At 71.2% G+C, this 23,704-nt stretch carries 26 protein-coding genes; 6 read left to right on the top strand and 20 right to left on the bottom strand.

The features are described 5' to 3' along the window. Positions 1-15: 15 nt before the first annotated feature. The 4 genes from AOQ53_RS32680 to AOQ53_RS32665 are packed head-to-tail and all read right to left on the bottom strand — an operon-like array spanning position 16 to position 3,150. The gene (locus AOQ53_RS32680; protein WP_236711898.1) at positions 16-1,023 is read right to left on the bottom strand and encodes a methionine synthase; all 1,008 of its coding nucleotides are present in this window, start codon (positions 1,021-1,023) and stop codon (positions 16-18) included. 29 nt (positions 1,024-1,052) lie between these two features. Beyond that, a complete protein-coding gene (locus AOQ53_RS32675; protein ID WP_059422768.1) occupies positions 1,053-1,751 on the bottom strand; it encodes an SDR family oxidoreductase in 699 nt (232 codons plus the stop codon). A 56-nt stretch (positions 1,752-1,807) separates the two neighbouring features. After that, positions 1,808-2,347, bottom strand: a complete 540-nt coding sequence (locus tag AOQ53_RS32670) for an LOG family protein (RefSeq protein ID WP_059422766.1) — start codon at positions 2,345-2,347, stop codon at positions 1,808-1,810. After that, positions 2,344-3,150 (bottom strand): class I SAM-dependent methyltransferase, encoded by an 807-nt coding sequence (locus AOQ53_RS32665; RefSeq protein ID WP_059422765.1) that lies wholly within the window; start codon positions 3,148-3,150, stop codon positions 2,344-2,346. The genes AOQ53_RS32670 and AOQ53_RS32665 overlap by 4 nt, the downstream gene beginning before the upstream one ends. An 81-nt stretch (positions 3,151-3,231) precedes the next feature. Between AOQ53_RS32665 and AOQ53_RS32660 the strand changes: the two genes are divergently transcribed. Together AOQ53_RS32660 and AOQ53_RS32655 are read left to right on the top strand one after the other, a co-directional pair. Next, the gene (locus tag AOQ53_RS32660; RefSeq protein ID WP_059422763.1) at positions 3,232-3,555 is read left to right on the top strand and encodes a DUF427 domain-containing protein; all 324 of its coding nucleotides are present in this window, start codon (positions 3,232-3,234) and stop codon (positions 3,553-3,555) included. Positions 3,556-3,616: 61 nt separating this feature from the next. Next, a complete protein-coding gene (locus AOQ53_RS32655) occupies positions 3,617-4,399 on the top strand; it encodes an alpha/beta fold hydrolase (protein ID WP_059422762.1) in 783 nt (260 codons plus the stop codon). A gap of 67 nt (positions 4,400-4,466) precedes the next feature. Here AOQ53_RS32655 and mnmA read toward each other — a convergent pair whose 3' ends face one another. Next, entirely contained in the window at positions 4,467-5,597 is a 1,131-nt protein-coding gene (gene mnmA, locus AOQ53_RS32650; RefSeq protein ID WP_059422761.1) for a tRNA 2-thiouridine(34) synthase MnmA, read from the bottom strand. 60 nt (positions 5,598-5,657) lie between these two features. Between mnmA and AOQ53_RS32645 the strand changes: the two genes are divergently transcribed. After that, positions 5,658-6,323: an N-acetylmuramoyl-L-alanine amidase gene (locus tag AOQ53_RS32645; RefSeq protein ID WP_059422760.1), complete on the top strand. Its 666-nt coding sequence runs from the start codon at positions 5,658-5,660 to the stop codon at positions 6,321-6,323. Positions 6,324-6,327: 4 nt separating this feature from the next. Here AOQ53_RS32645 and AOQ53_RS32640 read toward each other — a convergent pair whose 3' ends face one another. From AOQ53_RS32640 to AOQ53_RS43180, 4 genes are all read right to left on the bottom strand, one after another. Further along, positions 6,328-6,702, bottom strand: coding sequence for a DUF1304 family protein (locus AOQ53_RS32640; protein WP_059422758.1), 375 nt, complete (start codon positions 6,700-6,702; stop codon positions 6,328-6,330). 104 nt (positions 6,703-6,806) lie between these two features. Then, a complete protein-coding gene (locus AOQ53_RS32635; RefSeq protein ID WP_059422756.1) occupies positions 6,807-7,976 on the bottom strand; it encodes a cysteine desulfurase family protein in 1,170 nt (389 codons plus the stop codon). Positions 7,977-8,124: 148 nt separating this feature from the next. After that, positions 8,125-8,391 carry a hypothetical protein gene (locus AOQ53_RS32630; protein WP_059422755.1) on the bottom strand — a complete coding sequence of 89 codons (267 nt, stop codon included), beginning with the start codon at positions 8,389-8,391 and terminating at the stop codon, positions 8,125-8,127. Positions 8,392-8,447: 56 nt separating this feature from the next. After that, the gene (locus AOQ53_RS43180; RefSeq protein ID WP_099054738.1) at positions 8,448-8,615 is read right to left on the bottom strand and encodes a hypothetical protein; all 168 of its coding nucleotides are present in this window, start codon (positions 8,613-8,615) and stop codon (positions 8,448-8,450) included. A gap of 116 nt (positions 8,616-8,731) precedes the next feature. On the opposite strand from AOQ53_RS43180, the gene AOQ53_RS32625 reads away from it, so the two are divergent. Further along, entirely contained in the window at positions 8,732-9,370 is a 639-nt protein-coding gene (locus AOQ53_RS32625; RefSeq protein ID WP_059422753.1) for a TetR family transcriptional regulator, read from the top strand. A gap of 588 nt (positions 9,371-9,958) precedes the next feature. On the opposite strand, the gene AOQ53_RS32620 is transcribed toward AOQ53_RS32625, so the two are convergent. Beyond that, a complete protein-coding gene (locus AOQ53_RS32620) occupies positions 9,959-10,936 on the bottom strand; it encodes a helix-turn-helix transcriptional regulator (protein ID WP_059422752.1) in 978 nt (325 codons plus the stop codon). A 102-nt stretch (positions 10,937-11,038) separates the two neighbouring features. On the opposite strand from AOQ53_RS32620, the gene AOQ53_RS32615 reads away from it, so the two are divergent. Further along, complete coding sequence (locus AOQ53_RS32615; RefSeq protein WP_059422750.1) at positions 11,039-11,623, top strand: TIGR03086 family metal-binding protein; 585 nt, start codon at positions 11,039-11,041, stop codon at positions 11,621-11,623. Here the strand turns inward: AOQ53_RS32615 and AOQ53_RS32610 are convergent. Further along, positions 11,610-12,470: a thioesterase family protein gene (locus AOQ53_RS32610; RefSeq protein ID WP_059422748.1), complete on the bottom strand. Its 861-nt coding sequence runs from the start codon at positions 12,468-12,470 to the stop codon at positions 11,610-11,612. The genes AOQ53_RS32615 and AOQ53_RS32610 overlap by 14 nt on opposite strands. A 135-nt stretch (positions 12,471-12,605) precedes the next feature. On the opposite strand from AOQ53_RS32610, the gene AOQ53_RS32605 reads away from it, so the two are divergent. Further along, entirely contained in the window at positions 12,606-13,841 is a 1,236-nt protein-coding gene (locus AOQ53_RS32605) for an alpha/beta hydrolase (RefSeq protein ID WP_059422745.1), read from the top strand. Here the strand turns inward: AOQ53_RS32605 and AOQ53_RS32600 are convergent. The 9 genes from AOQ53_RS32600 to AOQ53_RS32560 form a co-directional block, all read right to left on the bottom strand. Further along, complete coding sequence (locus AOQ53_RS32600; protein ID WP_059422743.1) at positions 13,732-14,406, bottom strand: trimeric intracellular cation channel family protein; 675 nt, start codon at positions 14,404-14,406, stop codon at positions 13,732-13,734. The genes AOQ53_RS32605 and AOQ53_RS32600 overlap by 110 nt on opposite strands. 70 nt (positions 14,407-14,476) lie before the next feature. Then, the gene (locus AOQ53_RS32595; RefSeq protein WP_059422741.1) at positions 14,477-15,721 is read right to left on the bottom strand and encodes an ABC transporter ATP-binding protein; all 1,245 of its coding nucleotides are present in this window, start codon (positions 15,719-15,721) and stop codon (positions 14,477-14,479) included. After that, positions 15,718-16,812 (bottom strand): ABC transporter ATP-binding protein, encoded by a 1,095-nt coding sequence (locus AOQ53_RS32590; protein ID WP_059422739.1) that lies wholly within the window; start codon positions 16,810-16,812, stop codon positions 15,718-15,720. Before AOQ53_RS32590 ends, AOQ53_RS32595 begins: the two co-directional genes overlap by 4 nt. Further along, positions 16,809-17,816, bottom strand: coding sequence for an ABC transporter permease (locus tag AOQ53_RS32585; RefSeq protein ID WP_059422738.1), 1,008 nt, complete (start codon positions 17,814-17,816; stop codon positions 16,809-16,811). Before AOQ53_RS32585 ends, AOQ53_RS32590 begins: the two co-directional genes overlap by 4 nt. Before the next feature lie 81 nt (positions 17,817-17,897). After that, on the bottom strand, positions 17,898-19,652 hold the full coding sequence (locus AOQ53_RS32580; protein WP_174523385.1) for an ABC transporter substrate-binding protein: 1,755 nt from the start codon (positions 19,650-19,652) through the stop codon (positions 17,898-17,900). 68 nt (positions 19,653-19,720) lie between these two features. Then, positions 19,721-20,719 carry an ABC transporter permease gene (locus tag AOQ53_RS32575; RefSeq protein ID WP_059422736.1) on the bottom strand — a complete coding sequence of 333 codons (999 nt, stop codon included), beginning with the start codon at positions 20,717-20,719 and terminating at the stop codon, positions 19,721-19,723. A 370-nt stretch (positions 20,720-21,089) separates the two neighbouring features. Next, entirely contained in the window at positions 21,090-21,890 is an 801-nt protein-coding gene (locus tag AOQ53_RS32570) for an enhanced serine sensitivity protein SseB C-terminal domain-containing protein (RefSeq protein ID WP_059422735.1), read from the bottom strand. Positions 21,891-22,022: 132 nt separating this feature from the next. Next, positions 22,023-22,817: an enhanced serine sensitivity protein SseB gene (locus AOQ53_RS32565; protein ID WP_059422733.1), complete on the bottom strand. Its 795-nt coding sequence runs from the start codon at positions 22,815-22,817 to the stop codon at positions 22,023-22,025. A gap of 67 nt (positions 22,818-22,884) precedes the next feature. Next, positions 22,885-23,553 (bottom strand): AAA family ATPase, encoded by a 669-nt coding sequence (locus AOQ53_RS32560; protein WP_059422732.1) that lies wholly within the window; start codon positions 23,551-23,553, stop codon positions 22,885-22,887. Positions 23,554-23,704: the final 151 nt, after the last annotated feature.

The following is a 23,704-nucleotide window of genomic DNA, read 5'->3' as shown; positions in this document are numbered from 1 at the left end:
CGTGTCGTCCTCCCGTTACTCTGGGTTGTCCGCGAGGGATCTCGCCGCCTGGACGCAGTGGGCGAGAGCCGTGCGCGCGTACCCCGGGGAGACCCCCGCGAGTCCGCACGCCGGGGTGACCGTGACCGCCTCCGCGAGAAGCCCCGGTGACAGCCCCAGCCTGCGCCACAGCGTCCTGACACCCATGACGCTACCGGCAGGGTCTGACAATGGGCCCTCCGCGGATGGGACGACACCGGCGAAGAGCCGGGTCCCGCCCTCCACCGCCTCGCCGATCACCTCGTCGTCACGCTCGGTGAGCAGGGAGAAGTCGAAGGAGACGGCCGCCGCGCCCGCCCGGCGCAGCAGGGCGAACGGGACGTCCGGTGCGCAGGAGTGGACGACGACCGGGCCGCCGGCGTGCACCGCGGCGACGTCGCGGAGCGCGCCCTCGACGATCTGCCGGTCGACGGCCCGGTGCGTGCGGTAGCCGCTGGCGCTCTTCACCTGGCCGCGCAGGACGGCGGTGAGGGACGGCTCGTCGAGCTGGAGGACGAGCTGCGCGCCGGGGACCCGCCGCTGGACCTCGGCGAGGTGCAGACGCAGCCCCTCGGCGAGGGAGGCGGCGAGGTCGCGGCAGGCTCCGGGGTCGGAGAGGGCGGCCTCGCCGCCTCGCAGCTCCAGGTTGGCGGCGAGGGTCCACGGCCCGACGGCCTGGACCTTCAGCGGCCCCTGGTACTCCTGCGTGAATTCCTCCAGCGCGTCGAGGTCCTGACCGAGCCAGGAGCGGGCCCGTTTGGTGTCCCGTCCCGGGCGGTCGCCGAGCCGCCAGCCGCTGGGCTCCACGCGCGCGTACAGCTCGACGAGCATGCCGGCGGTTCGCCCGATCATGTCCGCGCCGGGCCCGCGGGCGGGCAGTTCGGGCAGGAAGGGGAAGTCCTCGAAGGTTCCGGTGACGGTTCTGGCGGCTTCCCGGGCGTCGCCTCCGGGCATGGAGCCGACGCCCGTGGCGGCACCGAACCTGAACTGGCTGTTTTCGCTCACCGGAGCAGCCTACGCAGCGTCCCGGCCGGTCAGTTCCCCGGTCGTACCGTGAGGTCGTTGACCTCGGCGTCCCTCGGCAGGTCCAGGGCCATCAGGATCGTCGTCGCGACCGACTCGGGGTCGATCCATTTCGACGCGTCGTACTCCTTGCCCTCCTGCTGGTGGACCTTGGCCTGCATGGGGCTGGCCGTGCGGCCGGGGTAGACCGAGGTGACGCGGACGCCGTTGCCGTGCTCCTCGTGACGCAGGGAGTCGGCGAGGGCCTTCAGGCCGTGCTTGGAGGCGGCGTACGCGGACCAGCCGGCGTGGGCGTTCAGGCCGGCGCCGGAGTTGACGAAGACCACGTGGCCCCGGGCGGCGCGCAGCTGGGGCAGGAAGTGGCGGGTCAGCTCGGCCGGGGCGACGAGGTTGACGTTGAGCTGGTGGCGCCAGGTCTTCGGGCTGAGCTCGCCGACCGGGCCGAGGTCGACGACCCCGGCGATGTGCAGCAGTGAGTCCACGCGGTCGGGCAGCGACTGGTGGGAGAAGGCCCAGGAGAGCCTGTCGGGGTCGGCCAGGTCGCCGACCAGGGTCTTCGCCCCGGGGAACTCGGCCGCCAGCTCCTTCGCGCGGCCCGCGTCGCGCGCGTGCAGCACGAGGTCGTCCCCGCGCGCGTGCAGACGGCGGGCCACGGCGGCGCCGATGCCGGAGCCGGCTCCGGTGATCACATGAGTAGCCATGCCCGCCATGCTCGCATCACGCGAGGGCCGTCACGCCACGCCCTGGCACTCCCCCGCGGCCGGGGTCACTCGATGCCCCGGCTCTCCTCCAGGTACGCCAGCGCCCCCACCGGCTCCTCAGCGAAGAACACCAGGTCGCTGAGCGGGCGGGGCAGGAAGCCCTCGTCCTCCATGCGGCGGAACTGCTCCTTCAGGCCGTCGTAGAAGCCGGCGGTGTTGAGCAGGACGACCGGCTTGTCGGTGTGCCCGTGCTTCTTCAGCTCCAGGATCTCGGTCGCCTCGTCGAGCGTGCCGGTGCCGCCGACCATGATCACCACGGCGTCGGCCTTCTCCAGGAGCAGCTTCTTGCGCTCGGCGAGGTCACGGGCGACGACCATCTCGTCGACGCCGGGGCGGGCCTTGGCCGAGAGGAACTGCACGGAGACACCGACGAGCCGGCCGCCCGCCTCCTGCACTCCGTCGGCGACCACCTTCATGAGGCCGACGTCGGAGCCGCCCCACACGAGGGTGTGGCCGCCCTTGCCCAGCAGCTTGGCGAACTCCCGCGCGGGACGGGTGTAGCGCTCGTCGAGGTCGGCGGCGGACAGGAAGACACAGATGTTCATGGACCCACCGTACGGGCCCGCTCCGCCGTCGTGGTGACCCGCATTTTGGACTGCCGGTGCGGGAGTTGTTCCCAGTCGTCCATGAACCGGGCGTCCAGGCCGTGCTTGGCGGCGAGTTCCGTCAGCGTCGCCGTCCGGTAGTAGAAGTCCTCGTGCAGCACCTGGTGTTCCGCGCCCTCGGTGCGGTCGAACGTGAAGTCGAAGAACCCGCCGGGGGCGAGGATCCGGCCGACGTGGGCGAAGCACTCCTCGATGACGTGCAGCGGCGAGTGCGAGAAGACGCTGTGCGCGTGTACGACGTCGAAGTGCCCGTCGGGCAGGAAGGCGAAGGCGAGGTCGTCGGCGAGCGCCAGGTAGGGCAGTTTGGGCTGGAGCTTCTCGGCCACGAGGGTGTCCTGGGCGGCGAGCAGGATGTGCGGCGAGATGTCGATGCCGTAGTAGTGCCCGGCGTCGAGGTAGTCGATGAACAGGCGCCCGGCGCGCAGGTTGCCGCAGCCGATCTCCAGCATGCGGTGGTGCGGCTGGAGACCGTGCCCCACCAGGTAGTCGAACTGCATGCGCCCGATCCGCAGCCACGCCTCGCGGGAGGGGTTGTGCCCCACCGCCGCCTCCGCGCTGCGCGCCGCGTCCGAGGCCATCACGGCGCGGTAGTACGCGATGTGGTCGTCGCGGTACCGCAGCCGCAACCAGGCGTCCCGCACCGCACGCCGGGCGTGCGCGGGCACGCGCTCGGGGTGGCGCAGGGCGTACCGGACCTGGTGGGCCAGGGCGCTGCGGTTTCTGGCCGGTTCCGTGGCTGGCATGGGTGGCCTCCTGCGGCGAGGGAAGAACTCCGCTTCAACGTGCGCTGATCCTAGGCATCGGCTATCCAAAGGAGGGCGATCGTGGCCACCGGGCATCGCATCACCATCAAGAAGAGTGACCGGCCCGTACGCGTGGTCTACGCCGGGCAGGTCCTGGCGGAGAGCGACCGGCCGCTGGTCCTGCGCGAGACGGGCTGTCCCGAGCGCTACTACATCCCGGCCGAGGACGTACGCCTGGACCTGCTGACACCGTCCGGCACGCGCACGTACTGCCCGTTCAAGGGCACCGCGTCCTACTGGTCGCTGCCGGACGCCGCGGACCTCGTCTGGGCGTATCCGGAGCCCAAGCCGGACGTGGCGGAGATCAAGGACCACCTGTGCTTCTACGAGGTGGAAGTGATGTGATCGGCTGACGCGCGGCCCGCCTCATCGATGAACACCGTGCCGTGCGGCAGTCTGCACAGACATGGACAAGAACATCCTTTCGCGTGACGGCACCCGCATCGCCTACGAGAGCACCGGCCGGGGTCCCGCGGTCGTCCTGGTGAGCGGCGCGATGTCGACGGGCGGCACCCTGGCGCCGCTCGCCGTGTCGCTCTCGGAGCGTTTCCAGGCCGTCGTGTACGACCGCCGGGGCCGCGGTGCCAGCGGGGACACGCCGCCGTACGCCGTGGAGCGCGAGGTCGAGGACCTGGCGGCGGTGATCGAGGCGGTGGGCGGCGAGGCGTTCCTGTACGGCATCTCGTCGGGCGGGGCACTGGCACTGGAGGCGGCGGCGAGCGGCCTGCCGGTGCGGCGCGTCGCCGTCTACGAGACGCCGTTCGCGATGTCCGAGGAGGGCGCCAGGGAGCGCGCGGAGTACACCGTGCGTCTGACGGAGGCGCTCGGCGAGGGACGGCGCGGGGACGCGGTCGAGCTGTTCCTGCGGCTGACCGGCCTGGCCGAAGGGGTGATCCAGGGCGCCCGCCAGTCCCCCATGTGGGCCGGCATGGAGGCGATCGCCCCCAGCCTCGCCTACGACGACGCCGTCATGCGCGACGGCCGGGTCCCGCGCGCCCGGCTGGCCTCGATCGACGTCCCCGTCCTGGCGGTCGCGGGCGACGCGAGCCCGGCCTGGCTCCGCGAGGCGGCCCGGGCGATCGCGGACTCCGTCCCCGACGGGTCGTACCGCACGCTCCAGGGCCAGACGCACATGGTGGAGCCGAATGTGATGGCGCCGGTGCTGGTGGAGTTCTTCACGCGGAGCTGAGCACGCGGGGCCGAGAGGGACGGGGGCACGCGCGCGTGGAACCGGCCTGCCCCGGACGCCCGCGGGGTCAGGCCACGCCCGCCGTCGCCCGCCTGGTCGACGCGATCGTCGCCGAGCCCACCACGCGTGTGCCGTCGTACAGGACGATCGCCTGGCCGGGGGCGACGCCGCGGACCGGCTCCGCGAACGACACCTCCAGCCGGCCGTCGACCAGCTCGGCGGTGACCTCCGTCTCGCCGCCGTGGGCGCGGAGCTGGGCCGTGTAGGTGCCCGGGCCGGTGGGGGCGACGCCGCACCAGCGCGGCTTGATCGCGGTCAGGGCGCTGACGTCCAGCGCGTCGGCCGGGCCGACCGTGACCGTGTTGGTGACCGGGGAGATGTCGAGGACGTAGCGGGGCTTGCCGTCGGGCGCCGGGGTGCCGATGCGCAGGCCCTTGCGCTGGCCGATGGTGAAGCCGTACGCGCCCTCGTGCGTGCCGAGCCGGTTGCCGGACTCGTCGACGATGTCGCCCTCGGACCTGCCGAGCCGGTCCGCGAGGAAGCCCTGGGTGTCGCCGTCGGCGATGAAGCAGATGTCGTGCGAGTCGGGCTTCTTGGCCACCGCCAGGCCCCTGCGCTCGGCCTCCGCGCGGATCTCGTCCTTGGTGGTGACCGTGTCGCCGAGCGGGAACATCGCGTGGGCGAGCTGCTTCTCGTCCAGCACGCCGAGGACGTACGACTGGTCCTTGGCCATGTCGGAGGCGCGGTGCAGCTCGCGGGTGCCGTCGGGAAGGGTGACGACCTGCGCGTAGTGGCCCGTGCAGACCGCGTCGAAGCCCAGGGCCAGCGCCTTGTCCAGCAGCGCCGCGAACTTGATCTTCTCGTTGCAGCGCAGGCAGGGGTTGGGGGTGCGGCCGGCCTCGTACTCGGCGACGAAGTCCTCGACGACGTCCTCACGGAAGCGGTCGGCGAGGTCCCACACGTAGAACGGGATGCCGATGACGTCCGCCGCGCGGCGGGCGTCGCGCGAGTCTTCGATGGTGCAGCAGCCCCGCGCGCCCGTGCGGAAGGATTGGGGGTTGGCGGAGAGCGCGAGGTGGACGCCGGTCACGTCGTGGCCGGCCTCGGCCGCGCGGGCGGCGGCGACGGCGGAGTCGACTCCGCCGGACATGGCGGCCAGGACGCGGAGGGGACGGGAGCGCTGCGGGGTGTGAGTCATAACCCTTCCAGGGTACGGGGGCGCGGGAACCAAGGCCGCCGGGTATCCGTTGGCGATCACATGGGACAGCGGAAGGCTTCGAAGGACGGCGACCGGAAGGTCGGCCGTCGCGCGCTGCTGATCGGTGGCACGGTGGCCGCGACGGGCTCCGCCCTGCTGGCCCGGGACGAGCTGGCGCGTCTGTGGTGGCGCGTGCCCGGCGTCGAGAAGCCGCGCAAGGAGGGCGAGGTCGACTACGGGGGCGCGCGCTGGGTGGCCGCGTCAGACGCGAACTGGCGCCGCGCGGACCGTCCCGACGACTACGGCATAGACATGGTGGTCATCCACGTCACCCAGGGCGGCTTCGACAGCGCGGTGCGGGCCTTCCAGAACCCGTCGCACGGAGCGGCGTCGCACTACATCGTCCGCAGGGACGGGCACATCGCCCAGATGATCCGCGAGCTGGACGTGGCGTACCACGCGGGCAACCGCGACTACAACGAGCGCAGTGTCGGCATCGAGCACGCGGGCTTCGTGGACCGCCCGCAGGACTTCACGGACGAGATGTACGAGGCCTCGGCCCGCCTCACGGCCCGGATCTGTGCGCGCTACGGCATACCCGTCGACCGCGAGCACATCATCGGCCACGTGGAGGTCCCGGGCACGGACCACACGGACCCGGGGCCGCACTGGGACTGGGACAGGTACCTGCGGCTGGTGCGTGAGGCGCGTACGGCGCCGGCCTGACCGGTCAGAACTGGGCGGCGACGAGCGCGACGGCGGGGGCCAGCCCCTGGCCGAGCGCCCCGCGCCACAGCCGGGGGAACGAAAGCGCGAAGAGGACGGCGGGCACGATCAGGAACCCGCACAGGTAGCCGACCAGGGCGCGCGCGGCCGTGGTGTCGCCGGTGTGCAGGGCCACGACCCCGGCGACGAGCCCGAGTCCGAGGAGGGTGTTGCAGACGGCGGCCCCTGACCGCCACAGGGTCACCCCGGGTGCGTCCGCCGTGGACGTGGTGAGGAAGATCCGGACCGCCGGGCGGTGGTAGAAGAAGCGCTCCTGCGTCCCCACGCCGATGTGGATCAGGGCGGCGAGCAGGGCGAAGACCTGCGTGACGACATTCACGTCGGAGTGACCGCACGGGCCCCTCTCCGGGCAAGGGCACGCGCCGAGTCCCGCGCGCCCCCGGTCAACGCCAAGCGCCGAGCGCCCCGGGTTCGCGCCGGGTCCTACGTAAGTCCCGCCGCCCGCGCCCGCTCAACGGCCGGCCCGATGGCCTTCGCCAGGGCCTCGATGTCGGCCTCCGTGGAGGTGTGGCCGAGGGAGAAGCGGAGGGTGCCGCGGGCCAGGTCCGGGTCGGTGCCGGTGGCGAGGAGGACGTGGCTGGGCTGGGCGACGCCGGCGGTGCAGGCGGAGCCGGTGGAGCACTCGATGCCCTGGGCGTCGAGCAGGAGCAGCAGGGAGTCGCCCTCGCAACCGGGGAAGGTGAAGTGCGCGTTGGCCGGAAGGCGCCCCGCCGGGTCCGGGTCTCCGCCGAGGATGGCGTCCGGCACCGCCGTACGGACCGCGGTGACGAGGGCGTCGCGCAGGGCGCCGATCTCGTGGGCGAACCACTCGCGCTGCTCGGCGGCCAGCCGCCCGGCGACCGCGAAGGAGGCGATGGCGGGCACGTCGAGGGTGCCGGAGCGGACGTGGCGTTCCTGGCCGCCGCCGTGCAGGACGGGCACGGGGGTGTGCTCGCGGCCGAGGATGAGCGCGCCGATGCCGTACGGCCCGCCGATCTTGTGGCCCGACACCGTCATCGCGGCGAGGCCGGAGGCGGCGAAGTCCACGGGGATCTGACCGAAGGCCTGGACGGCGTCCGAGTGCAGCGGGACACCGAACTCGGCGGCCACGTCGGCGAGTTCGCGGACCGGCAGAATCGTCCCGATCTCGTTGTTCGCCCACATGACGGTGGCGAGGGCCACGTCGTCGGGGTCGCGGGCGATCGCCTCGCGCAGGGCGTCCGGGTGGACGCGGCCGTGGGCGTCGACCGGCAGGTACTCGATGGTGGCGCCCTCGTGTTCGCCGAGCCAGTGCACGGCGTCGAGGACGGCGTGGTGCTCGACGGGGCTTGCGAGGACACGGGTGCGGGCCGGGTCGGCGCCACGGCGTGACCAGTAAAGGCCCTTGACGGCGAGGTTGTCGGCCTCCGTGCCGCCCGAGGTGAAGACGACCTCACTGGGGCGGGCGCCGAGGGCTTCGGCGAGGGCCTCGCGAGCCTCCTCGACGGTGCGGCGGGCCTGCCGGCCGGATGCGTGGAGGGAGGACGCGTTGCCGGTGGCACCCAGGTGGGCGGTGAGCGCCTCTGCCGCCTCCGGGAGCATCGGGGTGGTCGCGGCGTGGTCGAGGTAAGCCATGGTGAGCCCGATTCTACGGCTCTCCGTCGACCGTCCTCAGATCAAGGTTGGCCGAAGCCGGAAAGTGCGTGAACCGCTTTCCCGCGCGGCTGCGCCCCGTCGCCCCCGGGTCGGCCGCGGCCTGTCGGCGGGCGACTGCCCGAACGGCTCAGAAGCTCCACGAGATCGTGCTGTCCGCCTGCATGAACGCCACCAGGACCACCAGGTCGGCGACGCCGAGGCCCAGGCCCAGGAACGCGCGGCCGCGGCGCTGGGTGCCGCGCCACAGGGCGACGCTCGCCAGCACGATGGCGATCGGGCCGAGAAAGACGTTCAGGACGAGGAGGCCGAGCAGGCCCAGGACGAACGACGCGACGGCCATGCCGTCGGTGTCGCGGATACCGGTGCGGCGCGTGGCCGGAGCGGTGAGCTGCATGGTGATCGACTCCCGGTGTCGGGTCGGTGGTGGTCGCCGGTTGAGCGCGTGCCGCGTCAGTGGGCCTGGGTGTGGCGCCGGCGGCCGTGGCGCTCACGGAGCGCGAAGATGCCGAGCCAGACGGCGATGACGGCGCCCGCGGCGACGGAGAAGGTGAGCGGCGCGTGGGCCACGGTGCCCAGCACGGCACCCAGCAGCAGGAGTGCGGCGACGATGAACAGCACGGGAAACAACCCCCAGGGTTTCGGTGAACGATTGTAGTTACAGTTGTTCACTGACTTCCCAGTCTAGCGTGTTCCACGACTTTCCAATTCCAGAGAACAGTTGTTAACTGCATGGTATGAGTCACACCCTCGGCATCCGGCAGGCCCAGAAGCAGAAGACCCGGCAGGCGCTCCTGGACGCCGCCCTCGGGCTGCTGGAGGAGCAGAGTCTGAGCAGCCTGGGGCTGCGCGAGGTCACCCGCGCCGTCGGTGTCGCCCCGACGGCCTTCTACCGCCATTTCCGCTCCACGGCGGATCTGGGCGTGGCCCTGGTCGAGGAGGCGCTGGGCAGCCTGCACCCGATGATCCGGACGACGGTGTCCACGACGGGCGACGGCGAGGAGCGCATCACGCGCGCCATCGAGCTGATCGCCCGTCACGTCGACGGGTACCCCGCACATGTCCGGTTCATCGCCCGTGAGCGACATGGCGGAGTCCAGCCGGTACGGGAGGCCATACGGGAGCAGCTGGCCCGGTTCGCCCAGGAGGTCAAGGCCGAACTGGCCAAGGACCCGGTCTCCGCGGGCTGGACCGAGGACGACCTGCTGATGCTCGCGCACCTCTACGTCGACCAGATGCTGATCACCGCGTCGCTCTTCCTGGAGGCGCTGGAGGGGCCGGAGGAGGAGCGCGAGGAGCGGACCCGGCACGCCGCACAGGTGGCGACCCGGCAGATGCGGCTGATCGGCCTGGGCCGCCATCACTGGCTGGACTGACCGACCACAGGGCAGGAACGGCACCGGGGCGGCGCGCCCGTTCGCCGAGCGCGCCGCCCCGGTCGTGCCCGGGCCCGTTCGCGTACGCCTACTTGGCCTGCTGTCCCTGCCCGCCCGCGGCCTGGCCCCCACCACCCGGGCCCCCGCAGGTGCCGCACTGCCCGCCACCCGGCGCCCCGCTGGGCATCCCCGAAGGCATCCCGGACGGCGTCCCCGTCGGCTCGGCACCGCCGGACGCAGCACCCGACGGCGCGCCGGACGGAGCCCCTGAGGGAGCACCCGACGGCGCACCGCTCGGCGCCCCCGACGGCGCCCGGCAGGTCTGCCGCTGCCCGGAACCTCCGCCGCTGCCCGAAGACGTCGAGGAGTCGCCGGAACCGCAGGCCATCAGGGCCAGGGGGGAGAGCGCCAGCAGGGCCACGGCAGGAACGAGACGCACACGCTTCATGAGAGACAACTCCAGGGAAGATGAGGGAGTCCTGAGGCGGACACTCGACCAACGCCGCTCAGGCGTCCCCTGGGACCGCCCTGTGACTGCCCTGTCAGCAGGGCAAAGCGCCCCTCAAGGCACCTCGCGGACCAGGCATTTCACGCCGGGGCTTCGCCCGAGCGCTGGTACAGCTCCGCGACGGAACCGGCCGCCCGGGCCAGTTCCTCGCGCACCTGAGGGGGCGAGAGGACCTCCACCTGGTCGCCGAACACGAGCAGTTGGCGGGTCTCGGGGAGGAATCCGTACGTCAGCCGCACGGTCGCCCATTCGCTCTCACCGTCGTCGTCGAGGAGCTCGGCCGGCAGGAAGGCCGTCAGCCGCAGGAACATGTCGAGCCGGTCTCGCCGCACCCGGACGGTGACGTCCAACCCGCCGGGGCGTTCCTCGACCTGGCGTCGCAGGCCCTCCCAGGCGTCGGCGAGTTCGACGCCCGGGCGCCGCCGTACGGGATCGTCGAGGAGCCGGGCGGAGCGCACCCGGTCCGCCCGGAAGAGCCGGGGTTCGGCCCGCCGGTCGGCGACCAGGTACCAGACGCCCGCCTTGGCGACGAGGCCGTACGGGTCGACGGTGTACGTGCGCACCTGGCGCTCTCCGCTGTGCCGGTAGCGCAGCCTCAGCCTGCGGTCGGCGAAGACCGCGTCCCTCAGCACTCCCAGGTCGACGGTCGGTTGCGGCCCACCGCGCCAGCGGGTGGCGTCGACGAGGATGCGTCGGGAGGCCGTCTCGGCGGCCGGGCGGTGCGGAGCCGGCAGCGCGGCCATCACCTTGCGCAGGGCGGAGCCGAACGCCGTGTCCAGGCCGAGGGCGGCATGCGCGCCCTGCGCGGCCAGGACGAACAGCGCGCGGGACTCGTCGGCGGTCAGACCCGTGACGTCCGTGCGGAAACCGGCGAGCAGTTCGATGCCGCCGTGCCGGCCGCGTTCGGCGTAGACCGGGACGCCGGCGGCCGACAGGGCCTCGACATCGCGGTAGACGGTGCGGACCGACACCTCCAGCCGCTCGGCGAGTTCGCGTGCCGGGACCCGGCCGCGGGTCTGGAGGAGCAGCAGGATCGACAGCAGGCGGTCGGACTTCACGGCATCAGCATCGTGGCGGGCGAGGAGCCCGGGCAAATGCTGACGGCGGCTGTCAGGTTTTCCGGCCATGCTCGTCCTGCCCACGCACTCAGGAGGAGTTTCATGACCAACGACCCCCGTCCGCTGTTCGGCCGCGCCGCGGAGCAGGCCGCCGAGCTCATCCGGTCCGTGCGCGCGGAGCAGCTCGACGGCCCCACGCCGTGTACCGAGTTCGACGTGCGCACGCTGCTGAGCCATCTCACCGGCGCGACCCACCGGGTGGCCGTCGTCGCCGAGGGCAGTGACGCGAGCGCCGTTCGGCCATTCGTCGAGGGCGTGCCGGACGACGGATGGACGGCCGCGTACGACGAGGCCAGGACCCGGGCCGTCAAGGCCTGGGCGGGCGACGACCTGCTGGACACGGTGGTGCGGCTGCCGTTCGGCGAGATGCCCGGCCGGGCCGCCCTGTCGGCCTACGCCCTGGAGACGGTGACCCACACCTGGGACCTGTCCGAGGCCCTGGGGCATCCGCGCGAACTGGACCCGGAGCTCGCCGAGTTCGCGCTGACCGTCGCCCGGCGCATGCTGCCGGACGAACAGCGGGACGAGAACACGCCGTTCGCCACGGCCCGGCCGGCCCCCGAGGGCGCCGACGCCTACGGCAGGCTGGCGGCCTGGCTGGGGCGCGAGCCGCTCAGCCGAGCCTGACCCGGGCGAGCTGACGGGACTGCGCCACCAGCCGGTCGGCGCTGTCCCACACCTCGGCGTCCTCCTCCAGGAAGCCGCCGGCGAGGTTGCGCGTGGTGATCGACACACGCAGCGGGCCCGGCGCCGGGCGGCAGCGGACGTGCACGGTCAGCTCGACGGTGGGCACCCAGCCCTTCAGCCCGAGCTCGAAGGCGGTGGGCGGCAGGGCGTCCACCGCCAGCAGCAGGGAGAACGGGTCGTGGTCGCGGCCGTCCGCGAGCCCGAACCAGGCCCGCATCTCGCCCTTGCCGGAGGGCTTGCCGAGGGCCCAGCCCAGGGTCGACGGGTCGAGCTTGAGCATCAGCCGGTCGGTGATGGCCGAACTGCCGGGCACCGGGGCCGGGCCGTCCTCCGCGCCGAGGCAGTGCTCCAGCGGCGGGATCGCGGGCGGCCTGGCCGTCGTACGGACGTCGCCGGGCAGGGCGTCCAGGTCGCCGTAGGAGGCGAGCACGCGGATGCGTTCCACCTCGCGGCCCCCGTCGTCGTACTGGAAGAGGGAGGCCTGGCCCGTCGACAGGGTCCGGCCGGTGCGGACGGTGTCCGTGCGGACGACCGCCGGGCCGGGCTGGGACGCGGTGAGGTAGTGCGCCGAGATGGTGAAGGGGTCGGCGTGCGGCAGGGTGTCCGCGAGCGCGCGGCCCAGGACGGCCAGCAGATAACCGCCGTTGACGGCGCTGATGATCGTCCAGCCGGCGGAGAGGTCGATGTCGTAGACGCCGGGCGCGCGCCGGGTGAGCGCGGTGTCGCGGTCGAACTCGCTGTCGCCGATCGTGGCCCGGGCGGCCGGTGCGGTGGCTGCTTCTGACATGGCTGAACAGTACAAGAACTAAATACTAAGCGGTAGCTTTGGTCGGTTCCGTCTTGGGTGAGGCGTCGGCAATTTCTCGGTAAGTGTCCGCACTCGTCCGTAAACCCGAAGGGCCGTCCGTCCCTCTGAAGAGACATGAGCCTCACCGGGACTCCGTTCCTCTACACGCTGATCGCGCTGTCGGTCGTCGCGCTGGCGCTGCCGCTCGCCCTGTGGTCGCGCGTCCGCGGTCCCCGCGCCCTGCGCACCGCGACGCGCGCGCTGATGCTGCTGTTCGCCCAGGGAACCGCCGTGGCGCTGGTCTTCACGCTGGTCAACAACGCCAACAACCTGTACGACAACTGGGCCGACCTGCTCGGCACCGGCGACCACGTGCAGCAGGCGGCCGACCTGGGCGCCGACGGCACCGGAGGCATCGCCCTGAAGCGGCTGCCGAAGGTGCGCCAGACCTTCCGGCCGGCCACCGGGCCCGGCACGCGCGCGGCCGGCGGGGTACGGGTCACCCAGCTCAAGGGCCGGGTGTCGGGTGTGAACGCCGAGGTCTACGTCTGGCTACCGCCGCAGTATGACGAGCCTGCCTATCGTCACCACAAGTTCCCGGTCGTGGAGCTGCTGCCCGGCTACCCCGGCTCGGCGAAGGCCTGGTTCGGCTCACTGCACGTGCACGAGCAGCTGGAGCCGCTGATGCGGGACGGGCAGGTCGCCCCGTTCATCCTGGTGGCGCCGCGCACCAATCTGCTGGCCGGGGTGGACACCGGCTGCGCCAACATCCCGGGCACGGTCAACGCCGACACCTGGCTGAGCGTCGACGTGCCGATGATGGTCATGGACAACTTCCGTGCCGAGTCCGCCCCACGGGGCTGGGCGGTGGCCGGCTACTCGGCCGGGGGGCACTGCGCGGCCAAGCTCGCCGTCGCCCACCCCGACCGTTACCGGGCCGCCGTCAGCCTGTCCGGCTACGACGACCCGATCGGCGAACGCGACTCGCTCGCCGCACAGAACCCCACCCTCCGGGCCGAGAACAACCCCTACCTGCTGCTACGCAAGGCGCCCGTCCCGCCGCGCATCTCGCTCTACCTCTCCGGCCAGCCGCACGACGGCTACGAGGCGGCCGTCGCCCTGGAACAGGCCGCGAAGGCGCCGACGACCGTGCACGTGGTGTACATCCCGAGGAGCGCGGGCGGTCACACCATGGCGCTGTGGCGGCCGCAGGTGGTCCCGGCGTTCCGCTGGCTGACGGAGGTGACCGGCCGCGGCCACGTCACGGCAGGACGGGCTGCTCCTCCTCGCTCACCGTCGACCGCCGGTGCCAGGCCCGCGGAGCTCGCCAGTGGAACCGCATCGCGAGCAGGCGCAGTACGAAGGCGGTGACCACCGCGAGGGCGCTGGTGAGCGGGTTCAGGACGTCGTAGCGGATGCACAGGGCGACCAGGGCGGAGCCGACGATCGCCGGGACCGCGTACAGATCGCGGTCCCAGCGCAGCAGCGAGGGCACCTCGTTGGCGAGGACGTCCCGCAGCACACCGCCGCCCACCGCGGTGGTCAGACCCAGCCCGGCGGAGGCGGTCAGGCCGAGCCCGTACTCGTAGGCCTTGATCGTGCCGGCGACGCAGAACAGTCCGAGGCCGGCCGCGTCGAAGACGTTCACGGCGACCTGGATGCGCTCCACCTGCGGGTGCAGGAAGAAGACGAGGAGCGTGGCGAGCAGCGGGGTGAGGAAGTACCCCAGGTCCGTGAAGGCGGCGGGCGGCACGGCCCCGATGACCAGGTCACGGAAGAGCCCGCCGCCCAGCGCCGTGACCTCGGCGAGCACGGCGATGCCGAACACGTCGAAGTTCTTGCGCACGGCCAGCAGGGCGCCGGAGATCGCGAAGACGAAGATGCCGATCAGGTCGAGCGTGTGCTGGACGGAGGGGCTGAACAGTTGCTGGAGCACCCGAACATTTTTACCTGCCAGAGCGCCTCGGCCTTAATTGTCAAGGCACAGGCGCTCTGGCAGGGCTGGGTCACTTGCCCCCGGGCTCCTTGGAGGCGGAATCTGCCGCTTCCTCCACGGAGGCCTCCGCCTCCGTCTCGGCACCCTCCCGGGAGGACTCCGGTCCCTTCTCCGCCGCCACCGCCGCCGACGTCTGTGCCGACTCGGCCAGCACCTCGTCGGCGACCAGTGCCGCCGCCTCCTTGGCGGCGGACAGCAGAACGGTGTCCTGCGGGGCCTGGTCCTCGAAGTTCTCCGGGTGGTGGCAGGCGACGCGCTGGCCGGGCCGCAGCTCGATCAGCGGCGGCTCGGTGCTCTTGCAGATCTGCGTGGCCTTCCAGCACCGGGTGTGGAAGCGGCACCCGCTCGGCGGGGCGATCGGCGAGGGTACGTCGCCCCTGAGCAGGATGCGCTCGCTCTTGGCCGCCCTGCGCCGCGGATCCGGGATCGGCACCGCCGACAGCAGGGCCTTGGTGTACGGGTGCATCGGACTGGCGTACAGCGAGCCGCGGTCGGCCAACTCGACGATCTTGCCGAGGTACATCACCGCGATCCGGTCCGAGACGTGCCGGACGACCGACAGGTCGTGCGCGATGATCACGTACGTCAGGCCGAGTTCGTCCTGGAGGTCGTCCATCAGGTTCACGACCTGCGCCTGGATCGACACGTCGAGCGCGGAGACCGGCTCGTCGGCCACGACCATCCGCGGCTTCAGGGCCAGTGCCCGGGCGATGCCGATGCGCTGGCGCTGGCCGCCGGAGAACTCGTGCGGGTAGCGGTTGTAGTGCTCGGGGCTCAGGCCCACCAGTTCCAGGAGGCGCTGGACCTCCTGCTTGACGCCACCCTCGGGCTCCACGCCCTGAAGCCTGAACGGCGCCGAGACGATGGTGCCGATGGTGTGCCGGGGGTTCAGCGATCCGTACGGATCCTGGAAGATCATCTGCACGTCGCGGCGGAACGGGCGCATGCCGCTCGTGCCGAGGTGCGTGATGTCCGTACCGTCGAACTCGATCTTCCCGCCGCTGGGTTCGAGCAGCCGGGTGATGAGACGGCCCATGGTCGACTTGCCGCAGCCGGACTCGCCGACGACGCCGAGGGTCTCACCGCGGCGCACCTCGAAGTCGATGCCGTCCACGGCCTTGACCGCCCCGACCTGCCGCTGCAACAGGCCCTTCTTGATGGGGAAGTGCTTGACCAGTCCCTCGACCTTGAGCAGCGGTTTGTCATCGTCGTCGGTCACGGCCGTCGTCCCTGCCCGGGTATCGGTCTCGCTCACAGCTTCGGCGCAATCTCTTCGTTCCAGATCCGGGTGCGGTCCTCCTGCGACAGGTGGCAGGCGGTGAAGTGCCTGCCACCCACCTCGCGCAGCTCGGGCCGCTCGGTGCGGGTGATCCCGCCCTTGGGGACGTCCGCGTGCGGACAGCGCGGGTTGAACGCGCACCCCGAGGGGACGTTGATGAGGCTGGGCGGCTGGCCCTTGACCGGGATGAGCCGGTCGGTCTGCTCACGGTCGATCCGCGGCATCGAGCCGAGCAGGCCCCAGGTGTAGGGGTGCTGCGGCTGGTAGAAGATCGTGTCGACCGGTCCGCGTTCCACGCAGCGTCCGCCGTACATCACGAGGATGTCGTCGGCGATCTCGGCGACCACGCCGAGGTCGTGCGTGATGATGATGACCGCGGAGCCGAACTCCTTCTGCAGGTCCCGGATCAGGTCGAGGATCTGCGCCTGCACGGTCACGTCGAGCGCGGTGGTCGGCTCGTCCGCGATCAGCAGCTCGGGGTTGTTGACCAGCGCCATGGCGATCATGGCGCGCTGGCGCATACCGCCGGAGAACTCGTGAGGGTAGCTGTTGACGCGCTTGTCGGGCTCGGGGATGCCGACCCGGTCGAGGAGTTCGACGGCGCGCCTGCGGGCGGTCTTCTTGTCGACGTCGTGGTGGACCCGGTACGCCTCGACGATCTGGTTGCCGACCGTGTAGTACGGGTGCATCGCGGACAGCGGGTCCTGGAAGATCATCGCCATGTCATGGCCGCGCAGCCGGCGCACCTCGTCGGGGCTCGCCGAGACGAGTTCCTTGCCGTCGAGCCAGATCTCGCCGGACATCCGCACGTTCTTGCCGCGGTTGCCGAGGCGGTGCAGGCCCATGATGGCCAGCGAGGTCACCGACTTGCCGGAGCCGGACTCGCCCACTATGCCGAGGGTCTGGCCCTTCTCCAGCTGGAAGGAGAGCCCGTCGACGGACTTGACCAGGCCGTCGTCGGTCGGGAAGTGCACCTTGAGGTCGCGCACATCGAGGAACGCCCGGGGGACCTCCCCGCTGCTCGTCGGCTCGCCCACGGCGGCCCCGGTCTTGGTCAGTTCGGTCACGAGAGCCTCACCCGCGGGTCGACGGTGGCGTACAGCACGTCCACCACCAGGTTGCAGAGCACGACGAAGAAGGCCGCCAGCAGGGTGACGCCCAGGATCGGCGGCAGGTCGTTGTCGGTGATGGCCTGGACGGCGTACTGGCCGATGCCGGGCAGGGAGAACACCGACTCGGTGATCACCGCGCCGCCGAGCAGCAGGCCGATGTCCATGCCGAAGACCGTCACGATCGGCGTGAGCGCCGCCCGCAGGCCGTGCTTGACGACGACCTTGCGCTCCTTCAGGCCCTTGGCCCGTGCGGTGCGGATGAAGTCCTCGTTCATGGTTTCGAGCATGCCGGACCGGGTGAGCCGTGCGTAGATGGCGGAATACAGCAGGGCCAGCGAACACCACGGCAGGAACAGGGTGTTGGCCCACTGGGACGGGTTTTCGGTGAACGGCACATAGGTCCGCCCGAAGATGTCCAGCTGATAGCTGAAGACGAGCAGGGCCAGCTGGCCGGTGAAGAACATGGGGAGCGACACACCGGCGAGGGCCACGCCCATCGCGGCGCGGTCGAAGAACGAGCCCGGCTTGAGCGCGGAGATCACACCTGCGGCGACACCCGACAGCAGCCACAGCACGGCGGCGCCCGCGGCCAGGGAGATGGTCACCGGCAGCCGGTCCACGAGCTGCGGCCAGACCTCGATGTGGTTCTTGAAGGAGTAGCCGAAGCAGGGCATTTCGCACTTGGCCGTGGTGGGGCCGAGGTTGTAAGTGGCGCCGGAGACGATCCCCTTGATGAACTCCCAGTACTGCTCGTAGACCGGCTTGTCGAGCCCGAGGTTCTGCTTGACCGCCAGGATGTCCTCGGGCGAGGGGTTCTTTCCGATGTACTGGGCGGCCAGCTGGTCGGGACTCTGCCCGGCCAGTCTCGGCAGCAGGAAGAAGATGCCGAAGGTGACCGCGGTGACGACCAGCAGCAGGATCACTGCCGCGATCGCCCGGCGGATGATGTACGAGATCACGGGGACCGGCGCCGGCGCCCGCGGGGGGTGAAACCCACGGGCGCCAATGCCTTCACCTGCCTTCCAGGGCTGCTCTTCGCGCTACTTCTTCGTCGTACCGAGGTTGAGGGCGTCGTACTGACCGCTCCAGGCGGCCGAGGAGACCACGTTGGTGGCGTTCGGCGAGCGGTACAGCAAGACCTTGAAGTAGGTCAGCGGCACGATGACGGCCTCGTCCATCGTCTTCTTGTCGACCTCGGCGTAGGCGGCGTTGCGCGCCGACTCGTCGGGGTTCTGGATGGCCTCGTCGAGCAGCTTGTTGACCTCCGCGTTGTCGAACGACGAGAGGTTGGTGTTGCCGGAGGTGCTGATGGCCTTGCCGTTGAGGATCTGGTTCAGGAAGCCGTAGCCGGTCGGCCAGTCGGCGCCCCACTGCATCATCATGATGCCGATCTTCTGCTTCTTGGCGAAGGCGGGGACACCGGCGTAGTCCGTGAAGTACTTGCCGGACGGGTACTGCTTCATCTCGGCGTTGATGCCGACCTTCTTCAGCGAGTCGATGATCGCCGTGGCCGCGTCGACCTCCTGCTGACGGTCGCTGCGCGCGGAGATGTAGGTCTTGAAGCCCTTCTCCTGGCCACAGGCCTTCAGGTGTCCCTTGGCCTTGGTGGCGTCACCCTTGTTGCCCTGAGTGGCGTAGGAGTCGAACTTCTGGTAGCCGATCACGTCCGGCGGCAGCACCGTGGAGGCGATGTCGCCGCGGACCGGGCCGCCCTGTGCGGTCTGCACGGCCACCTTGTCGATGGCGTACTGCACGGCCTTGCGGCACTCGACGTTGTCGAACGGCTTGACCGTGGTGTTGAGCGCCGCGTAGACGAGACGGCCACCGTAGGTGTTGTCGGTGTTGGCCTTCTTGTCCTTGTTGTTGAGCAGCTGGGCCTGGGTCTGCGTGTCCACGCCGCGGCCCGCGAGGTCGACGGTGGTGCTGCCGGCCATCAGGTCCTTGTCGATCGTGGCCTGGTTGACCTTCAGGTTGACCACGATCTTGTCCGGGTACTGCTTGCGCAGCGGGTCGGTCTTGGCGTTCCACTCCGGGTTGCGCACCAGGGTGACCGACTTGCCCTCCTCGTAGCTCTGGAACTTGTACGAGCCGGAGGAGACGATCTTCTTGGTGTAGTCGACGCCGGTGTCCTTGGCCTTCGGCACCGGAGCCGTCTGCGGGGCGGTGACCAGGTAGTCGAAGTCCGTGAACGGCTGCTTGAGCTTGAAGGTGATCGTGTACTTGTCCGGCGTCTCGATCGACGCCAGGCCCTTGCCGCTCTTGTCCTTGTACGGGCCCTTGTACTTGTCGCCGCCGTCCAGGAACTGGGCGAAGTAGTTCGGGCCGAGGGAGAGCACGTCACGGGCGAAGTTCGAGCGCTCCACCGCGTACTTGACGTCCGCCGAGGTGACCTCGGTGCCGTCCTCGTACTTCACGCCCTGACGGAGCTTGTACGTCCAGGTCTTGCCGCCGTCGGACGACTGGCCCTTGGACTGAGCGAGGTCCGGCACGATCTCGTTGCCCTTCTCGCCGGGGGCCGGCTTGAAGGTGAGCAGCGGACGCGCGTAGAGGCGGCTGAAGTTGTACATGTACGCGTAGTACGTGTTGCCCGGGTCGAACGAGTCCGGGACGTCGGACATCGCGTAGGTGACCGTGCCGCCCTTCTCCGTAGAGGCGTTCACGACCGACTTCGTGGCGGCGTCGGCGGTGGCCTTGCTGCCGCCGTTGTCGCCGTTGTCGTCGGCCTTGCTGCAGCCCGCCAGCACGAGGCTGGCGCTGCTGAGGGCCGCGGCGACGGCAATTGCTGACCTTCGCATGATGGTCGGATTCCCCTTCTGAAGTTGAACACTTGGGCTGGACGCGGCACCGGCCGCGACCGCAGACGTCAGCGGCTGCGGGGGTCGAGAGCGTCCCGGAGGCCGTCACCGAGGAGGTTGAAGGCCAGTACGGTGATGAAGATGGCAAGACCGGGGACGAGCATGTACTGCGGATCGACCTCGAAGAAGTCGACGGCCTGGTTGAGCATGCCGCCCCACGACGCCTGCGGCGGCTGGATGCCCACGCCGAGGAAGCTGAGGGAGGCCTCGAAGAGGATGTTGGTCGGGATGAGCAGCGTCGAATAGACGATGATCGGCGCGACCAGGTTCGGCAGCAGCTCCTTGAAGAGGATGTACGGCCCGGAAGCGCCCATCCCCCGGGAGGCGTCGACGAACTCCCGCTCTCGCAGCGCCAGCGTCTGACCGCGGACGATGCGGCCCATGTAGGGCCAGTTGAAGAAGCCGATGACGAAGATCAGCACGAGGATGTGCAGCGGGAGGCCCTCGAGCCCGAAAGCGCCGCCCTGGAGCGTCGCCGAGATGGCGATGGCGAAGAGCAGCAGCGGGAAGGCCAGGAAGGTGTCCATGAGCCGGCTGATGACCGCGTCGACGCGCCCGCCGTAGTAGCCCGCGACCAGGCCGAGCACGGTGCCGATCACATTGGACAGCACCGTCGCTCCGAAGGCGACGACGAGGGAGACCCAGGAGCCCTCCAGGATGCGGGCGAGGATGTCGCGCCCGAACTTCGGCTCCACACCGAGCGGGTGGTCCCAGCTCATGCCGCCGAAGTCGCCCTTGGGGAGCGTGGTGTTGGGGTCGATGAGGTCCTGGTGGAAGGCGTTGGGGTCGAGGCCCAGCAGCGACTGAAGCGGACGGGACAGGGCGGCCGTCAGGATGAGCAGCACGACCACGACGCCGCCCGCCACCGCCACCTTGTCGCGCTTGAAGCGGGTCCAGGCGATCTGCCCGAGGGACCGGCCCTCGATGTTCTGGGACTTCACACCCGCCAGCACGGCCTCCGGCTGGGCCTCGGCCTGCGATCCGGTGGTCTCGATCGGTGCCGTCACAAGTGCCCTGCCCCTTCTCGCCGGTGGTCACCGGCCCCCTTGCCCACCGTTGTCGGCGGCTTGCTCCACTGTGGCTATGGCGCGGCGTCCGCAGATGGTACGGCCACCGTCAGGCCGATCCTTCGCTTGGTATCGCTCACAGGATCGACGGCCTCGCGCCTGAGAGGCGAGTCTTCAACGCGCTTACGATCACACGCCAGGCCTGGTGGAGAAAGTATGCGCAACCGTGATGCCGACTGGGGGATTCCGTTATCCGGACACGCGGGCACGTGGTCCGGACGATACGGCCTTGAAACATGCGCATTGCGCGCAGAGCACCTGGCACCCGCGAGCTGGACGGCCGGCGCGGCAACGGCCGGTGCGGGCCGGGTCAGTACCTGCCCTGGGCCGGGGGGAAGCCGTGGCCGGAGGCCGGGGCCTGGACGGGGGCCGTGGCATGGGCCTCACGGTCGTAGAAGGGGCGGGCGTTCGCGCGCAGCCACATGGCGACCGGGTCGTGTTCGTCGGACATGGCGACGGTCGAGACGGGCAGCCCGTCCGGTACGGCACCGAGGGACTGCTGCATCATCGCGCGCACTGAATCCACGGCCGGCGGCGAGGTGTCGTACACATCCAGTCCGATGGCGAGATACGGCGCGCCCAGCGCGGGCTGTACCCAGGCCCGGCGCAGCGAGCGGACGGCCGGGGTGCGGTGGGCGTTCTGCGCGAGCAGGGCGTAGAACTGCGGGATCTCGATGGCCGGTTCGGACAGCCGCAGCGGGCCGGCGGGCTGGCGGTCCAGGCCCGTGGCGATCCGGCGCAGGTCGAGCCAGGGGATGCCGACGCCGCCGCCGGGGGCGTGCGGGTTGAGCCAGAGGCCGTAGTGGTCGGGGTAGAGGGCGCGGGCGACGTCGACTCCGTCGACCACCTCGTACGAGCGGTTCCAGCCGCTGGCCGAGAGCTCCTGGGCGGAGGTCACACAGGGGGCGTAGCCGTAGCCGTCGACCTCCATGTTCCCGTACTGGGCGTCGGGGGAGCCCGCCTGGCCGTGCCAGAGGAGCATCCAGATCTGGCCGGAGTGCGGGGTCGCGAGCGCGCGCAGGAGTGCCTCGTAGGCGTCGTAACGCCCGGGCGTGACCTGGCGCAGCATGTGCTCGACCTGTCCGGCCGCGGCCGTGCCGCTCGCGCTCACCTTTACCGCCCCTTCGTACAACGCCTCGACCGTGACCTAGCTTAAGCCCGCCCGCCGACTCGGGACTTGCCTCGTCCGGCGGGTGCGGGTCCGGCCGTGGCCGGCCGCGCGCCTCACTCGTGGGAGCGTTCGCTAGTGAGCCCGCTGAAAGAACGGGCGCACCCGCTCCCGCATCCAGTGACCCACCGGGTCCTCCGCCACGTCCAGGAGGACCAGGTTGACCTGCCACGGGGCCGGGGACCTGGTGACGGCCCGGGACAGGGCGTCCAGTGGGAGGGCCCGCAGGTCGCCTTCCCACTGGGAGAGTTCGACGCCCACGAACATCACCGGGTCGGCGGTCTCGATCGCGGCGAGGCAGCGGCGGGCCGTGACGACGACGCCGATCGCCTCGAACTCGGCGGAGGCGGCGGCGAGGAAGTCCACCGGGTCGTCCTGCCAGTCGGGCTCGAAGAGGCGGACCCGGCCGCCGCTCGCGGGGCCGTCCAGGGGCGTCCGGCCGGCCCGGCACAGCTCGGCCACGGCGGGCGGCGGGAGCGGTATGCCGACCACGCCGCCCGGGTTGACGGCTATCCCGGCGTGCGGGGGCAGGCCGCGGGCGAACTCCACGGCGGGCGCGATGGTGTAGGACATGTGGGAGCCGACGACCTGGCGGAACTGCTCCTCGGAGCTGAACACCGGTACGTACGCCTGGCCCTCGATCTCGATGCCGGGCAGGTCGAGGGGACCGCTCCGCGGGCCGCCGCCGCTCGGCAGGGGGACCCAGACGAAACTCCGGCCGAGCACCTCGACGATCCGCCCGCCGGCCGACGGCCCGGCGCCGAGGGAGGCCGAGAGCACCTCCTCCAGTTCGTTGCCTGGCCATCCGCCGTGCGGGTGGGTCTGCGTGTGCGCCGGGAAGTCCGCGGAGAAGTCCGCCGGGAAGTCCATCTGCCTACCGCCTGCCTGGAACCACTGCTGTGGCTCAAAAGGCTAGCGTCTCGCCGGCCGCCTGCGGTCAGCCCGTGAACCCGATCCGGCGCAGGGTGTCCGCCGCGTCCCGGTCGACGAGGATCGCCGAGCCGCAGCCCGCGGGCAGTTCGCCCCGCTCCACGGCGCGCAGCAGGTGGGTGGTCGCCGCACGGTGGCGCAGGAAGGCGTACCGCGAGACACCGCGGCCGCGGTCTCGCTGGCCGGCCAGGGCCTCCTCGGGGGTGACGTCGAGCATGAGCAGATGCAGGGTGCCGTCCCGGCGGCGGGCCTCGCGGGCCAGCCAGCGGCGGACCCAGGCCTGGGTGCCGCAGTCGTGCACGACGACGCCCTCGCCGGCGCGCAGGGCGCGGCGCAGCCCGGCGTAGTGGGCGAGGCGGACGAGCGGGCGGTAGACCGCGTACGGCAGGAAGCGCGGCATGCGGCCGTCCCAGCGGTCGCGGGTGTCCTGGGAGTCGATGCGCCGGCCGGGCACGGTGCGCCGCATCAGCGTGGACTTGCCGCTGCCGGGCAGGCCCGTGACCACGACGAGGTCGCGGGGGCCGAAGAGCAGCGCGTGCGGGCTGCGGCCGGCGCGCTCGCGCAGATCGCGGACGACCGGCACCGGCAGCGGGCCGCAGGCCGCCCGTGCCGGAGCGGCCGGCTGCTCGGGCAGCGCGACGCCCGATGTCGTGGCGTACGCGGTGGTCCTGTTCACCGTGATGTCCTCCCCTGGGGCCAGGTACGGAGTCCCATCCCCGCTGAGTGTAAAGAGAAGGTAATGCCCGATCTCTCTGGTTTTAGTCCTCTTCCTGCAACAGGCCTGCTACAGGGTGGTGCCCCTGCCACCCCGCGACGATGCGTGCAAT

Origin of the sequence: Streptomyces azureus (assembly GCF_001270025.1) — a bacterium.
In the GTDB taxonomy this organism is placed as follows: domain Bacteria; phylum Actinomycetota; class Actinomycetes; order Streptomycetales; family Streptomycetaceae; genus Streptomyces; species Streptomyces azureus.
Note: the sequence above shows the minus strand (reverse complement) of the source record. Positions and strands in the feature narration are given on the sequence as shown.